The organism is Micromonospora sp. NPDC049374 (assembly GCF_040677165.1).
Classification (GTDB): Bacteria; Actinomycetota; Actinomycetes; order Mycobacteriales; family Micromonosporaceae; genus Micromonospora.
In genome coordinates this window covers 95,698-110,761 of the sequence record NZ_JBFAQH010000016.1, presented here as the reverse complement: position 1 = coordinate 110,761, position 15,064 = coordinate 95,698, and the positions used below count along the sequence as shown (strand labels likewise).

13 protein-coding genes and 1 tRNA gene are annotated in these 15,064 nt (G+C 69.6%); 11 read left to right on the top strand and 3 right to left on the bottom strand.

The features are described from left to right. Window positions 1-33 precede the first annotated feature (33 nt). Window positions 34-1,074, top strand: a complete 1,041-nt coding sequence (locus AB0J93_RS24445; RefSeq protein ID WP_363924649.1) for an alpha/beta hydrolase — start codon at window positions 34-36, stop codon at window positions 1,072-1,074. Between the two features lie 115 nt (window positions 1,075-1,189). After that, window positions 1,190-1,262, top strand: a tRNA-Arg gene (locus AB0J93_RS24440). Between the two features lie 82 nt (window positions 1,263-1,344). On the opposite strand, the gene AB0J93_RS24435 is transcribed toward AB0J93_RS24440, so the two are convergent. Next, the gene (locus AB0J93_RS24435; protein WP_363924648.1) at window positions 1,345-1,473 is read right to left on the bottom strand and encodes a hypothetical protein; all 129 of its coding nucleotides are present in this window, start codon (window positions 1,471-1,473) and stop codon (window positions 1,345-1,347) included. A 201-nt stretch (window positions 1,474-1,674) separates the two neighbouring features. On the opposite strand from AB0J93_RS24435, the gene AB0J93_RS24430 reads away from it, so the two are divergent. From AB0J93_RS24430 to AB0J93_RS24415, 4 genes are all read left to right on the top strand, one after another. Further along, window positions 1,675-4,212, top strand: coding sequence for a hypothetical protein (locus tag AB0J93_RS24430; protein WP_363924647.1), 2,538 nt, complete (start codon window positions 1,675-1,677; stop codon window positions 4,210-4,212). 698 nt (window positions 4,213-4,910) lie between these two features. Next, window positions 4,911-5,873, top strand: coding sequence for a hypothetical protein (locus AB0J93_RS24425; RefSeq protein ID WP_363924646.1), 963 nt, complete (start codon window positions 4,911-4,913; stop codon window positions 5,871-5,873). Then, window positions 5,870-6,793 carry a hypothetical protein gene (locus tag AB0J93_RS24420; protein ID WP_363924645.1) on the top strand — a complete coding sequence of 308 codons (924 nt, stop codon included), beginning with the start codon at window positions 5,870-5,872 and terminating at the stop codon, window positions 6,791-6,793. Before AB0J93_RS24425 ends, AB0J93_RS24420 begins: the two co-directional genes overlap by 4 nt. A 359-nt stretch (window positions 6,794-7,152) precedes the next feature. Next, window positions 7,153-7,635, top strand: a complete 483-nt coding sequence (locus AB0J93_RS24415) for a hypothetical protein (RefSeq protein WP_363924644.1) — start codon at window positions 7,153-7,155, stop codon at window positions 7,633-7,635. A 149-nt stretch (window positions 7,636-7,784) separates the two neighbouring features. Here the strand turns inward: AB0J93_RS24415 and AB0J93_RS24410 are convergent, their stop codons facing one another. Then, entirely contained in the window at window positions 7,785-8,525 is a 741-nt protein-coding gene (locus AB0J93_RS24410) for an HAD family hydrolase (protein WP_363924643.1), read from the bottom strand. A 165-nt stretch (window positions 8,526-8,690) separates the two neighbouring features. Further along, the gene (locus AB0J93_RS24405) at window positions 8,691-10,229 is read right to left on the bottom strand and encodes a PQQ-dependent sugar dehydrogenase (RefSeq protein ID WP_363924642.1); all 1,539 of its coding nucleotides are present in this window, start codon (window positions 10,227-10,229) and stop codon (window positions 8,691-8,693) included. Window positions 10,230-10,487: 258 nt separating this feature from the next. Here AB0J93_RS24405 and AB0J93_RS24400 point away from each other — a divergent pair, with 258 nt between their 5' ends. The 5 genes from AB0J93_RS24400 (at window position 10,488) to AB0J93_RS24380 (ending at window position 15,054) form a co-directional block, all read left to right on the top strand. Further along, on the top strand, window positions 10,488-11,033 hold the full coding sequence (locus AB0J93_RS24400; RefSeq protein ID WP_363924641.1) for an N-acetyltransferase: 546 nt from the start codon (window positions 10,488-10,490) through the stop codon (window positions 11,031-11,033). 138 nt (window positions 11,034-11,171) lie between these two features. After that, window positions 11,172-12,350, top strand: a complete 1,179-nt coding sequence (locus AB0J93_RS24395) for an ATP-binding protein (protein ID WP_363924640.1) — start codon at window positions 11,172-11,174, stop codon at window positions 12,348-12,350. 94 nt (window positions 12,351-12,444) lie between these two features. After that, window positions 12,445-13,593, top strand: coding sequence for a hypothetical protein (locus tag AB0J93_RS24390; RefSeq protein ID WP_363924639.1), 1,149 nt, complete (start codon window positions 12,445-12,447; stop codon window positions 13,591-13,593). Next, complete coding sequence (locus AB0J93_RS24385) at window positions 13,566-14,279, top strand: response regulator transcription factor (protein WP_363924638.1); 714 nt, start codon at window positions 13,566-13,568, stop codon at window positions 14,277-14,279. The genes AB0J93_RS24390 and AB0J93_RS24385 overlap by 28 nt, the downstream gene beginning before the upstream one ends. Before the next feature lie 73 nt (window positions 14,280-14,352). Beyond that, the gene (locus tag AB0J93_RS24380; protein WP_363924637.1) at window positions 14,353-15,054 is read left to right on the top strand and encodes a hypothetical protein; all 702 of its coding nucleotides are present in this window, start codon (window positions 14,353-14,355) and stop codon (window positions 15,052-15,054) included. Window positions 15,055-15,064: the final 10 nt, after the last annotated feature.

Below are 15,064 nucleotides of genomic sequence, written 5' to 3'. Positions count from 1 at the left end.
CGCCCGGTAGCCAGCCGCAGTACCGTCGGTGGGGTGGAACCGGACGTGCTTGGCCCGCCCTACGAGCGGCAGATCATCGACCTGGGCGGGGACGACGAGGGTCCGGTGGTGGCGACGCTGGTGCGCCGCAGGTCGGAGCGCCCCACCGGGCGCGCCGTGCTCTACGTGCACGGCTTCGTCGACTATTTCTTCCAGACCCACGTGGCCGACTTCTTCGCCGCGCGTGGCTGGGACTTCTACGCTCTCGACCTGCGCAAGTACGGTCGTAGTCTGCTGCCGCACCAGACCCCGAACTTCTGCCGCGACCTCGGCGACTACTTCCCCGAGCTGGACGCCGCCGCACGGATCATCCGGGACGAGGACGGGCACGACACCCTGCTGGCCATGGGCCACTCCACCGGCGGCCTGATCATCTCACTGTGGGCCAACGACCGCCGTGACGCCGGGCTGGTCGACGGGCTTGTCCTGAACAGCCCCTTCTTCGACCTCAACGCTCCTTGGTTCGTGCGGCGACCCCTCGCGGCCGCCGTCGCACGCCTCGGCCGCAGGGCGCCGCACCGCATCCTCCCGTTCGGGCTCGGCACCGTGTACGGCGAGAGCCTGCACGCCGATCATCGCGGCGAGTGGACGTACGACCTGTCCTGGAAGCCGCTTGCCGGTTTCCCCGTCCGGGCCGGCTGGCTGGACGCCATCCGCACCGGTCAGCGGCGGCTGCGCGCCGGACTGGACATCCCCGTGCCGGTGCTGCTCGCCTGTTCGACCCGGTCGTTCCGAGGCACGAAGTGGCAGGACGCGGCAACCCTGGCCGACGCCGTCCTCGACGTCGAACACATGGTCCGCTGGGCACCCCGGCTCGGCCAGCACGTCACCCTGTCCCGCTTCGACGGCGGCCTGCACGACCTCACGCTCTCCGGCCCCGCCGTACGCGAGAAGGTCTTCGCCGAGGTCGGCCGGTGGGCCGAAGCCTTCCTCGGCGCCGGACCGACGAGCACCCGCCTGGCCCCGCCGCAGCCCCGGCCCCCGGCCGAGGAGCAACAACCGGCGGCGGAAAGCCGCTCCGCCGCGGACGCCTGAACCTCGCCGACACCCCCGTCGCCGGGCCGACCCGCCAGTGACGACGCCGGCCCTCACCACCCGTTCCACCGGCCGACGCCCTGGCGGCGGTACCCTTCTCGCGCGATACCACGTTGCGCCCGTAGCTCAGCGGATAGAGCAGGGGACTTCTAATCCCAAGGCCGCAGGTTCGAATCCTGCCGGGCGCGCCCTCACTCCCCAGCTCAGTGGCTTGCCGGTCCCGGCTGCGTCGATCACCACACCTCCCGTACAGCCATCCGTACAGCCAGGTCAGCCGAAGAGGTGCCTCGCGGCCTCATCGACGGCGGCCCGCTCGATCTCCGGCAGGACGTGGGCGTAGGTGTTCATGGTGAGCCCGATCTGACTGTGACCGAGCACCTTCACTGAGCGTTGTGGCATAGCGAGAGCGAACGTCGTCGGACCTCGGAAGGGCAGCGTTCGGTGGTTCACGCTACGCCGAGGTGGCTCCGCAACCCATGACACTCGCACGGGTAAGTCGTCTAGCTGACAATCGGCGAGGGTGAGGCTGGCGCTTCCGTACGGTGACCTACCGTGCGTCTCCCGACCGTAGCGACTCGAATCGGTCTCGCGGTGGCTTCGATGGTGGCAGGATTCGTCGGAGTCGCCCTGGCCCTCGGCGCGCCTCAACCACCCGATAACGGGCGCGCTACCCCTACGCCCGGACCGACAGCACACTGGTGGCAGGACGTAGACCACCCGCCGCGCGGCGTGTTCGTGAGGGCGCGGGTTGCGCAAGAGAAGGACGCCGATCCGCCGGTTAAGGCAGATGTCGACTACGAGTTGGTCCTGCAGGCGGACGATCCGCTGCTGGCCCTGGTCACCGCAGGGGAGGTATCCGGTCCGGAACTCGTCGACCGCCTAGTTGGGGGCAGGGTAGCCGATGGCGGCATGCCGACCGTAAAGCGAGGTGGCACCGGCCCAGCACGCGTACTAGTGAGTGGAAAAATCTCACCCAACGAAATGACGTTCTCGGCCAGCCGCCTGCGAGTTCCCATTCCATTTGAGGCTGCGCCCCAGGACCTTGAAGATGCGCCGGCGCTGGCGAGCGTGGTGACGCGCCGGTCCCTGACCGTCGAGGTCACGGGCATGGACATCGTGGCGGTATCCGGCACCGAGGTCGTCGAACAAAGTCCGACGATGGTAAGGCTCGAAGGACGGCCGGGCTCCACGAATGTCACCGTCGAGTTAGAACGTCCAAATTCCTATGATGTCGCTCGATCGTACCCTTTTGAAGATCTTGAGATGCCTGAACTCAGTACGATCGTTTTCTCCGGGCTGGCCCTGCTGGCTCCGTGGCTGGCGCTCTTAATGGCCGCCTGGTCGATCCGCAGGGATGGCGGGATTGGGAAGATCATCTGGCTGGGTGCGCTGATAATCACCGTCGGCGGAGCACTCATCCTCGTCGCGGCGAGCATGCTCGACTATTCGACCCTCCCTGTATGGGGTGACCCGCTGAGCGGCATCACCGTCGTGTCGGCCGCTGTATTCGTTGCCAGCAGTGGTCGGGCACTGCGGGGTTTGTCAGCATGGGACAGGTCCTCGTATCGACGGCTCCTCGTCGGGTGCGCGGCACTGACGGCGATCGCGGGATGCGTCGCATGGGGCCAGAACGATCTATGGATTAAGCCGTCGCCAACGGAGTTGCTGGGTTACTTGCTCCTTGTCGTCGCCGCCGCAGTCTTGGCGGCGGTGTACCGGCGACGTTTGGCCCTCCAGGGCGCTGGGGTCGGCTTATCCGCGGCGTCCCTTCTCGCCATATCCCCGGTGCTGACGGAAACCTACCTAGCCGTGGGATCGGTGTCGTTCCTAGCGATGACGCTGACGCTCGGCCTGGTTTGCGTATACATCGCGGAGGCATTGGCTCTCGCACCTCGGCTCCCGCAATACGCGGAGACCACGCGGCGGATGCTGTACGTGACCGGCGCGCTGCTGTTCCTGCCCGTCCTTCAGTTGGCCGCCAGCCCGTACTCGGTCGAGTTGGTGCTCGAAGGTGAGTTTGGCGGTCTCACCGTCGCCCTAGCGATGTTGGGCGTAGCGCTCGTCACGGTGACCGTGGTTCTGGCCCGTCAGCGGGGCCGGCACGCCGAAGGGGTAGGTGACGTTGTCATATGGACCCTCGCGCTGGCGAGCACCCTGGTCGTCGTCGTCGATCTCGGCCACCTCGTGCAGTTCAGCGCCCTCGCCGCAGGGTCGTTCCTGCTGCTCTGGTGGCTGCTGGTCCCGCGCCGCCGGCTAACCAATGGGATTACCCTAGCTAGGGTCAGTCCCTTCACGCACACCGCCCTTGTCAAGGCAGAAATGCGGCGCCGACTGATGGAGCTGAGCGCCCACGACGTGTACCGCTCGGCCCGAGCCTTGCTGCGCGACGGCAGCATTAGCACCCGTGAGTACTACCGGCGACAGCAACGCATCGACGATGCGGCTGCGGCCAGGGGACGGGTGATCGCGGGAGTGCCGGTAAGCGACGCGCTGGCCACGGCGGGGGGCCGGCCGCCGTGGGACGGCGCGCTCGCGGCGATGCTGTATGCCACACCCATGTTCGTGCTCATCGTTGGCTACGAGCTGGGGCTTCCGTCGGTACCGTATGTTTTGATCTTCAACCCACCGTGGCAGGTGGCCCTCATATTGGCGCACATCCTGCGTTGGATCGCGTACGCGGCCATCTTCGGATACTTCTACTCACTGATCCGCGGCCAAACCCCGGTCGCTAAGGCCATGGTCCTCGTCTTGCTCATCCTGCCGGCAGAGCTCCTCTCCGTGCTGTCGATGATCGAGCCGGCGGGGGAATCGGCGGCTGGAAGAGGCATCACCACCGCAGGCGAATTGCTGCTGGCGCTGGGCATTAGGACCGGCCAGGCCCTCGTATTCTGTACCGTCCTCGGCCTCGCGTGGGAGCGGCGGATGGCGATGCTGGCTGGCTATCGCTGGGATCGTCTCCGGAACATCAGGAGCCTGCGTGCGCTCGCGACTCCCGCCGGCACCGTAATCGTTGCCATCGCTACGGCACTGGGAACGGCGTTGGCCAGCACGGCCGTCGCCGCCTTGCTGACCACTGGGCCCAGCGCCTCACCGGCTCCGCAATCGACACCCAATCCATCGCAGAGCCCCACCAAGTAGCGCCCCAATCTGGAGTTTGACCCCACCGCAGGGAACACGATCCACGGCATCGGTTGCCCACGCCACGACGTGTGACGCGTCGGCGCGACATCCGCGTCCTGGCAGAGCGCGCAGTGTCGCTCTGATGTGCCGCCTCGTCGCTGGTCCGACAGTGCGACGGAACGGGGGCATTTCCAGCGATCGTGGCACGCGCGGCACGGCGACGATCACGGCCCTTCAGGGTCTTGAGTTCCTAGATAACGGAGCGTCGCAGCGCGTTGACTGAGCGGGACTGATTGCTGAACCACTTGCAAACCCCACCCGAAAAGCACCGAAGACTTAAGTCGCTGCCATGTGAAATGGCCGAACCTCATCCGGCGGTGACGACTCCGGCCGAGTGCAGTGGGACCCTGAGCGGTCCCTCCGTCTGAATGCGTGGTTGAACTGTCAACACCTTCGAGCAGCGAACGGTATTCCGTCATCCGGGCGAATCGCCGCCAGAGGATAGAATGCCCGAGCACAACGAGTGGCCATAGTGGATCACTGGAGGCGAACTGGTGCTGTGGCGAACGGCGGCGATGTGCGACCCGCGCCAACCGCTCCGGCTGTCCGAGCGGGCCGGCGCGCCGGCGGGTCGGTGTCATCCCCCGCGCGCGGCATCGTCGGCTTGCCGGGCGCCGGCGAGAGCCTGGCCAACGCGGGCCATGTTCGCCGGACTGGTGAGTCTGCTGCTTGCCGGTTGCACCACCGGACCGGAGCTGACCCGACTGGACGGCACCGATCAGATCATCGAGCCGACGGTCAGTAGTGCGGCGCCGCCCGGCCCTGAGTTCGACCTGGCCCGTCGGAGTCTCGCCGGCGCCCAGCTCACCCGGGACGGTAAGTATCAGGCCCAGCTGACCGGCGGCTGGGTGGTCATCTCCACCGCTGGCGGTGCCGAGTTCGACCGGTTCGGCACCGGTGCCGAAGACGCCCGAATCAGCATGGACTTCTCTCCTGACGGGCGATACCTCGCGGTCGGACTACCGGACTCGGTAGTCCTCTACGATTTCACCACGAAGGACCCCAAGGCGCTGCCCCTGCCCGAGGAGGTAAAGCGGCCGGACGGCGCACTCCAGCCGCGCGCCGGCAGGTTACGCTTCTCGGCCGACAGCGGCCATCTGGTGGTCGAACTGTTCGATGAACGGGACAACAGCCGCTACTGGCTCCACGATCTGCACAGTCGCCATGAGATCGTCTCGCCGCTTCCGTCGGGCATCGAGGTCCCGAGTGATCCGGGTGTCATCCTGTACGTGGCAGGGCTGGCCGTGGTCAACGGCGGAAAGCGGGTGGTGATCGCGGGTCAAGAAGGCTTCCTGGTTTGGGTGCCAGACAAGCAGACATTCCAGTGGCGGCTCTGCGCCTGCGGTAGCACGCTGACCAGCACAGTGGACCGGCAGGCTCGGCATGTGGCATTCCTGACCCTGAACGACGAAGTGGTGCTCTGGGATCCGGGCCCTCCCCAGGAGGTTGGACACTGGAAGGTGCCGACCGTGCCCCCTGGAGCCAAACCGGCCGTGAACCCCACCGAGCTGGAGTTCACCGAGGACGGCAGCTGGCTGCTGGCCGGCCCGGAGTACGGCCACGTGTGGTCAGTCCCGGACGGCAAGCTGGCGGGTTCGTGGCAGGGGTCCGGGTCGTGAGCGGCCGCAAACCGAAACGGCGGCGCGGCACCAGCGGTCTGGACCGGAAGAAGGTAGTCCGGGGCGGGCGTTCGACAGCGGCCCAGGACAAACCGGGCGGCGATCAGCCTGTACCGCGGCTGCGCCGGGTGCTGGGATCGTTACATCGGGCCTGGTGGTTCGTGCTGGGCACTGCGGTAGCCGCCCTCCTCGGCGCCGTCGCGAGCATCTACGTTCTCAGGTGGGTTGACCATCTGGACCCACAGGTCGTCGCGGTACACGTCGTGGCGAATCCGGCCACCGTGGACACCTGGGGCACCGCTGAGTTCGCCATGGTGCTGCCGAAGGATGCCCGGCCCTCCGATGATCCACCGGTGGGCTGCGCGGCGCTGATCGACTGGGCGCGCGCCCTCGGCGCGGTCGATCACAAGGTGAGCCGGGTGCGCGTCGTCGTGCAGGGCGCCGGCGACCAGGGGGTGCTGATCGACAACATGCGTGCCCGCGTGATCCGGCGCAGCCAAACTCCGGAACCGGCCGGTGTGCAACTGCGCTGCGGCGGCCAGCAGGGAGCCGCCGAACCACGGGACGTCGAGATGGACCTGGACGCTCCCCAGCCAACCGCCCGCTACCGCACCCTGGTTGAGGGGCGCAGGCCACTCTTCGGGTTCACCCTCGCCAAGGGCGAGACCGAGGTGTTCGACCTGACCGCGTTCACCACCGGCACGGTGGAGTGGAATCTCGAACTCGACCTGGTGGTCGCTGGGAAACGAAAGCGGGTCGAGGTGACCAACCGAGGTCGGAGCTTTGTCACGACGGCAGCACCCGGACCCCGGACCTACCAGGTACCCCCGGGCGGCGACCACTGGATCGAGTGTGCGCAGACCCCCCGCCGGGCCTGCTCGAAGGTCGGTCCGCCGGCACACTTCCGGTACGACGCCTGACGGCTCCTCAGCCTTCAGGGACGGTTCTCCTCCGTTTTGACGACCACCAAGTAGGCCAGCGCTTTGCCGCTGGCCGAAGCGGGCTTGGCGTCAGGAAAGATCGCATCGAGTACTGTCCGTAGATCTCTGTGCGCCCGTACCTGCAGCAGCGCGTTGCAAAGGCCTGGCCGGAGGTTGGCTCAGCCGGCCAACCGCTGACCGCCTCGACAACCAGGATCAACGTCAATCCGGCACTCCCGCGGTTGACGTCGGTAGGCCACACTGCTTGATCTTCAAACCCGCATCCTGAAAGAGTTGTACTGGGGGTGGACCCGCGAACTTGTCCACAACGGAGTGTTGCCAGGTCTGCGGATCTCGGCATGACCAGCGTGATGATCTTCATTTCGACGGCGTGCCGGCGCGAATGCGGCATCCCCAAGAGCTACCGACGCAAGGCCGAAGTCGGAACCCGCCGACCGGCAGAGGGGACACACAACGTGCGAGCAAGCAACAACGGGACGGGAAACAGGGTCGGCACCGCGAAACGGATAGCCGTCACCCTGACCCTTGCGCTCACTTCGACCCTCGGGGTTGTCACGGTCACCGCCTCACCAGCACAGGCGCTGCCGACGAACTGCAACGGCACCCCCGGCACCGCCACCTACGGGGTCATGTGTCGGGGTGGCACCGGCTTCTACCGTGCCTGGACCGAGTGCAAGCACGTGAGCACAGGCAACAAGAAGACCGCCTACGGCAACGGTGTGGGTATCGGGGGGTACTCCAAGGCAAACTGCGGGTCCAACTACCGCATCACCAGCAACCGCGGGGTTACGAAGTCCAACTACCTCCCCCCGAACTGGTAGTCAAGACCGCACAGATGCACCACGACCGACGATCTTCAGCGAGATGCCGGTCGTAACTCTGGATGCTGCCAGTGGCTCTGCCCGAGGATGAACCCGTCGGGCAGAGCCACTGGCACGCTCGGTCAGATCGTCCTCGGCGAGGAACTGCGTCAGTGCAGGAGCGCGAGTAGGCCGTGGCCGTCCTCGGTGCGGGCGTCCGGTCGCAGGTCGGGGTGGGACGGCTCGCGGTCGGTGCGCGGTGAGCGCATCAGGATCGCGGCACCGGCACCAGCCCGACGAGCACAGGCCACGTCGCGGTGCATGCTGTCGCCGACGAACCAGCAGTCGCCGATCGGTACGCCGACGGCGTCCGCCGCCAACCAGGCCAGGCGGGGGTTGGGCTTGCGGAGCCCGGCCTCGTCGCTGTAGAACTCGGCCACGAACAGGTCGGACAGCCCGGCAGCGGCGAGGAAGTCCCGATGCGCCGCGCCGCAGAGCGCGTTGCTGACCACCGCCATCGGCAGACCCGCCTCGGCCGCGGCCCGCAGCGCCTCCGGAATCCCCGGGCGGACCTGCCACTCCGGTCGCCACGCCCACGCGTACGCCAGCGGGGTCGCCGCTTCCTCGACCGCCGTGCGGGCCGGTTCGGGCCAGGTACGGGTCACGAAGTTCGCCCACACCTGCGCGTGCGACAGCTCGATCGGATCATCCGAGCGGCCGACGTCGTCGCGCCACAGCGCGTAGGCCCGGCCGCCCTCGGTCAGGTCGGCGGCGATCTGCTCGGCCGACACCGCACCGCCGACCAGGTCGAACAGCCGAGTCACCAGCTCCGGTGGCGCCGGTGGCTGTCGCGGAGCGTCGGCCAGGACACCGCCGAAGTCCAGCAGGAGCGCGCGAGGTGATCGCAGCATGCCCCCATCCTCGCGTACCTCGGTTGTGCGGACCGGACGGGGAGGGGCATCCGCGCCGCCGGCCAACGTCACCGTCAATCTTGGACAGTTCCCGTCAGCGCTGACAGTCAGCGAAGAACGGAAACTGTCCAGGATTGACTCGACCTGACACCCCGATCCCGGTGGTCAGCTCGGCTGGCAGGGGGTGCCGTTGAGCTGGAAGTCGGTCGGGCGGTCGTTGGCGCCGGAGTACGTGGCCTGGAAGCCGAAGCTCACCGTGCCGTTGGTCGGCAGGCTGCCGTTCCAGGCGGCGTTGCGTGCGGTCACGTTCCTCCCGGACTGCGTGACCTGCGCGTTCCACGCGTTGGTGATCTGCTGGTTGCCGCTGAACGACCAGGTCATGGTCCAGCCGGTCAGGGCGGCACCTCGGTTGGTGACACGTACGTCCGCGGTGAAGCCGGTGTTCCACTGGTTGGCCGTCCAACTCACCGTGCAGGCGGCCGGCCCGGTGGTCGGCGGCGGCGTGGTGGGAGGCGGCGTCGTGGGGGGTGGCGTGGTGGGCGGGGGTGTGGTCGGAGGGGGTGTCGTGGGAGGGGGCGTGGTGGCGTCACGGGGCGGGAAGCGGAGGATGCGGTCGTCGGTGGCGGCCGGGGTGCCTCGGCCGTCCCGGTTGCTTGTGGTGACCCAGAGCCAGCCGTCCGGGCCGTACTCGACGGTGCGCAGGCGACCGTAGCTGCCGGCCAGCTCGGCGGTGGGGGTATCGACGCCTCCGGACCCGTTCAACGGCACGTTCCACAGCCGGTTGCCGCGCAGGCTGGCCACGAAGAGCCGGTTCCCGGCGATTGTCGCACCGCTCGGTGACGCCTCCGCCGGGGTCCAGGTGAGCAGCGGATCCCGGAAGCGTGGATCGTTGGCCCGTCCCTCCACGGTGGGCCAACCGTAGTTGCCGCCGCCGACGATCAGGTTGATCTCGTCCCAGGTGTTCTGACCGAACTCGGTGGCATAAAGCCGGCCCTGGGCGTCCCAGGCCAGCCCCTGCACGTGACGGTGACCGAGGCTGTAGACCGGTGACCCGGCGATCGGGTTGTCCGACGGAACGGTGCCGTCGGGCCGGATGCGCAGGATTTTTCCGTTGCGGCTCTGCGGGTCCTGTGCCGAGGCGGTCTGTCCGGCGTCGCCGACGCCGACATAGAGCATCCCGTCCGGTCCGAACGCTATCCGGCCGCCGTTGTGGATGGCCGCACGGTTCAGCCCGGTGAGGATCGGCTGCTGGGTCTGCGGTGCGGTGAGCCGGAACCGGGCGATCCGGTTGTCGGTCGCGGTGGTGAAGTAGACGTAGATCCAGCCGTCCTGGGCGTAGGTTGGCGATACGGCCAGGCCGAGTAGGCCGCCCTCGCTGACCGGAGTCACGCCGGAGACGGTGACCACGGGCTCCGGCGACTGGCCGGGCCGGACCCGCACCACCTGCCCGGTGGGTCGCTGGGCGACCAGGGCGCTGCCGTCGGGCAGGAAGTCCATCCCCCACGGCACCTGGAGACCGGTGGCGACCGTCTCGGGTCGGGAGAAGTCGAAGTCGCCGACGGCGAGCAGCGCGGGCGGCGCGTCGTTGCCGGCACCGGACGGACGTTCGGCGTTCGGGACCGCGCCGGCCAGGCCGGCGACGCCGACACTGCCGGCGACCAGACCGGCGGTGAGTACGGCCCCGACCGCGAGTCGGATCTTCATGCCACCCCCTAAAATATCTATATCGGTAAATTAGCACGTCGTTTCGAACTCGCTCGGACACACGCCCGCCGTACCCGATCCTCGGCGGAGTTCCACCGCGCCCGAGTTGACCCGGGTTGCCGACCTGCCAGACCCGGCCGACCACCCGACGTTCCGGCTCGACCCGCCCGAGCCCCCCGCGCTGACCTGACGCCGGCTGTCACCGCACCACCGGATATCAGTGGTCCGGGCCGCGCCGCCGACCGTATGGTCACCGGCATGCAGCTGCGCGACGAACTGGTAGCCGATCGGGATGCCGTGCACGAGTTGCACCGGCTGGCCTTCGGTGACCACGGAGAAGTGGTGGCGGCTCTCGTGCGGGCCCTGCGGGACGACGACCCGGAGGCCCTCAGCCTGGTCGCGGAGGAGGACGGCGAGGTCGTGGGGCATGTGCTGTTCACCCACAGCCTCCTCGACGCTCCGCGTCGACTCGTACCGGTGCAGGTGCTCAGCCCGCTCGCGGTCACGCCGGGCCGGCAGCGACGCGGTATCGGGGGCGCTCTGATCAGACACGGGCTGCGCCTCCTGGACGAGCGCGGCGTGCCGGCGGTCTTCCTGGAGGGCAACCCCGGGTACTACGCCCGCTTCGGCTTCGTCGCCGCCGGTGATCTGGGCTTTCGCCGGCCGTCGCTGCGCATTCCGGCACCCGCCTTCCAGGTGGCCAGGCTCTCCGGGTATGAGCCCTGGATGACCGGAACCTTCGTCTACTCGGCCACCTTCTGGCAGCAGGACTGCGTCGGGCTACGCGAGGACGTCACTGGCTGAGCGTGACGAATGGACGACTGAGGGTCGATTTCGACGTCACCCACGGTCATCAGCACCGCTGCCGTGTGTTATTCTCCGGCGTCGATCTCCGCAGCGCGGACCCGGATCGGGTCGTTTGTCGCAAAGGACGCCTTCCCGATGCCGGCCCTGCCCAGCCCGATCACGTCACCTGCCCTGGTGGACCGTCCGGCCGCCGGCGCGTTCGCGTTCATCTTCACCCGGCTGCCGGCGCTGCTGCGGCTCTCCTGCGGCCTGTTCTGCCTCGTGGTGGCGCTCGCCGTGCGTACCCCGCCGGTACGTCCGGAACTGCTGCTGCCGACCGTGGCGGTGCTGACCGGCTGGTCGCTCTGGTACGCGCTGCACGCCTGGCGCGACGGCGTCCGCGCGCCACTCGTCGCCGGCGACGTGGCGCTTACCAGCGCCGCGTGCCTGGCGATTCCGGTCCTGGTCGCACCCGAGGTGCTGCCCGGTGAGGCCAGTTGGATCGCCGTACTGGCCAGCACCACCGTGATCAACGCCCAGGCGACCGCCCCGGCCCGCTTGTCGATTCCGGCCGGGCTGCTGGTGACCGCCGCGTACGCGACGGGTGCGCACACGGCCGGGAACTCGACCGAGGCCAGGGCCCACGCGGCCACCCTGCTGGCCCAGACCGCCTGCACGGCGATGATGACCGCGGTGATGCGCCGACGCATCGCCCGGGCGGACACCGCCTTCGTCGCCGCCCAGCGGGCCGCCCGGGACGCCATGGTCGCCCGGATCGCGCGCGAGGCGGAACGACGGCAGAACCGCGACCTGCACGACACCGTGCTGGCGACGCTCACCATGGTCGGGCAGGGCGCGGTGGGCGGGCCCTCCACCGCGCTACGCGAGCGGTGTGCCGCCGACCTGCGTACCCTCGCCGCCCTGGCGGAGGCGCGCTCGGTGCCGCACGACGCGACCGCCCGGCTGGACGAGCGTCTCCGGGCCGTGCTCGCCCGGCTGCCCGGCCTACCGGTCGCCGCCGACCTACCACCGTGCACGGTGGCGGCGCCGGTCGCGGAGGCCGTCGCGGAGAGCGCATACGCCGCGCTGGTCAATGTGGCGAATCATGCCCGCGGCGCGCGGGCGACGCTGCGACTGCGGCGGTACGCCGGCACCGTCACGGTCGAGGTGGTCGACGACGGTCCCGGTTTCGACCCGGCCACCGTGCCGGCGCACCGGTACGGTCTGCGCGAGTCGGTCCACGGCCGGATGACGACGATCGGCGGACGTGCCGACGTCAACTCCGCACCCGGCCGGGGCACCCGGATCCGGTTGGAGTGGTCCGATGTCGGCTGAGCGGCTGACGGGAAACCCGGGGGCAGGCGAGACGGGGTTCGGGCGGGGGGCCGGCACGGCCACGTTCCTGCCACAGCGGACCAGGCCAGTTCCGGTGCCGGAGCCGAGGGTCGGGCCGGCGTCCGACGAGGTCGGTGCGGTCCGGGCGGCCGCCGCGGTGGCCCGCACCTCCGATCGGGGTGCCCGGATCGTCGCGGTCACCATCGCGCTGGTCTGGCACCTGGCCATCGGGCTGCCCGCGGTGCTTCACGCCGGGTCGACGCTGGCCGTGCCCGAGGTGGTGCTGGGTGGCTGGTTACTCGTGGCGGCGCTCGGCGTGCTCGCCGGGATCCGGTTGCTACGCGACACACCGCTGCCGGCGGCGCCGCTGGCCGGCCTGCTGCTGGTCGTCGACGTGGCGGTCTTCGCCACCGTGGGCCGACCGCACCTGTTCAGCCCGGCGAACTGGGTGTGGGGCACCCTCGCCTGGTTTTTTCTGGTGGTGCTCTGGGGGCGACCGGTGCACCGGCTGCTCGTGCTGCTGGCCGCTCACGCGGCCACCGCACTGACCGCGGTCGTGCTGCACGGCGCGACGGGCGCCGCCGACCTGGCCCGGGCCACGATGGCTCTCTACGGCACGTCGTCGCTGCCGGTGGCGGTCTTCGCCGGTGCGGCGGCGCTTGCCACGCTGTCCCGGCAGCGGGCCGCCACGGCAGCGGCCACGAACGCGACGGTGGCCGAGCGGGAAGCCGCCGAGCGGGCCCGGCACGAGCGGGGCGAGCGGTTGAATCTGGTCGGTCGCGCCGCCAGCGAGGTGCTGACCGAGCTGGCTCGGGGGCGGGCCGACCCGGCCGACCCGGAGGTGCAGCGCCGCTGCGTACGGGCCGCCGCCCAGTTGCGTCGCCTGATCGCCGAGTCCGACGACGTGCCCCATCCGCTGCTGCACGAGCTGCGGGCCGCAGCCGATCTGGCCGAGCGCAACGGCCTACCGATCGACCTGGTCACAATTGGTACACCGCCACCGTTGCCGGTGCGGATTCGCCGGAGCCTGGCGGATCCGCTCACCGCCGGCCTCGCGGACGCAGAGGACTGGGCCCGGTTGACCGTCGTCTCCGGCCCCGACGAGGTGGTGGTCAGTCTCGTCACACCCGACCGGGAGGGCCCGGACACCACCGGGCATCCGGCGGAGGACGACGGGCAGGTGGAGCACCTCTACGAACGGGACGGGAACATCAGATGGACGCAGACGCGCTGGCACCGGTGACGCCGGAGCGGCCTGTCGGTGTGGCTATCGTGGACGACCACCCGGTGGTCATCGACGGGGTGCGCGCCTGGTTGGCCACCGAGCCCCGGTTGACCGTGCTGGCTACCGGCGACGATCCGGACGAGGTGTTGCGAGCGGCGCCGCAGGCCGATGTGGTCCTACTCGACCTGCGGTTGCACGGCCGGCTGGTGCTGGACAAGCTGGCCGAGCTGAGCTCGGCCGGACGCCGTGTGGTGGTCTACTCCGAACACTCCGATCCGGCCACGATGCTGGCCGCGCTGGACGCCGGGGCGGTGGCGTTCCTCGCCAAGCACGAGGGGCGGGAACACTGTGTGGCGACGGTGCTCGACGCGGCGAGTGACCGACCGTACGTCGCACCGGCGCTGGCCGGCGCGATGGTCGGCGATCCCCGGCCGGATCGGCCGGTGCTGTCCGACAAGGAACGTGAGGCGCTGCTGCTGTGGTTCCAGTCGATGTCGAAGGCGTCGGTGGCCCGGCGGATGCGGATCAGCGAGCACACCGTCAAGCAGTACGTCGACCGGGCGAGGATCAAATACACGCGGGCCGGCCGACCGGCCGCCACGAAGGCGGCGCTGCTCGCCCGGGCGATCGAGGACGGACTCGTCCGACCGGAGGAAATTGGTATCTACCGGTCGCGGGCGTCGACCGATCAGCCGACCCCCTAACGGGCGTCATGACAGCAGCGGACGCCTCGGCGAGGCTCGTACGTAGATGCCGTCCGCACCGGAGGTCCCGACGATGCACGATGACGTCTCCCCGTTCTTCATCGCACCGCACCGGTTCGACGCGGCGGACGACGGCACGGGCCCGGTGCTGGACCGGCGGCACGACCTGGTGCCGGAGGGCGGCGAGCAGGTGCTCGATCGTCATCGGGCGGACGTGGCCGGATACCTGCTCGGTCCCAGCGACGCCTACCGTGCCTGGGCGCTGCCCGCACCGGTAGCCGTCACCGTCACCGACCGCCGGATGGCGTATGTGGGCGGCGGAACGCAGCTCGCCCTCGTGGGGGCCGGTCGCCGTGGGGCGGCCCGGCTGCCCGGGCTGGTCAGCGGGCAGATCCGCTGGCAGTGGCCGTCCCGGCTGGAGTTGTTGCCCGCTGCCGGCGGCAACCCGGCGACGTTGCTGGTGGTCTGTGACGCCCTGCGGACGATCCGGCAGCCGGCACTCGCCCTGGTCGGTCCCGACGACCGGATCGGCGCACTCGCCCGGCAGCTGCGCCACGCAGTCGCCACGTTCCGGCTGGTCCGGCCGGAGCTGGTGGACCTGTCCCCGCCCGAGCGGGACGCGCTGGCCCGCCTGACCCGGACCGCATCGCCTTGCGGCGCGGGGCGGGTGCTGCTGCCCGGTGCCCTGCCGGTGGAGTTCCACTCCCGGGACGACTACTACCGGCCGAGGTACGCCGACGCGCCGCCGTACGACGCGGCGTCCGGCCAGCGATAGGCCGCCGGCA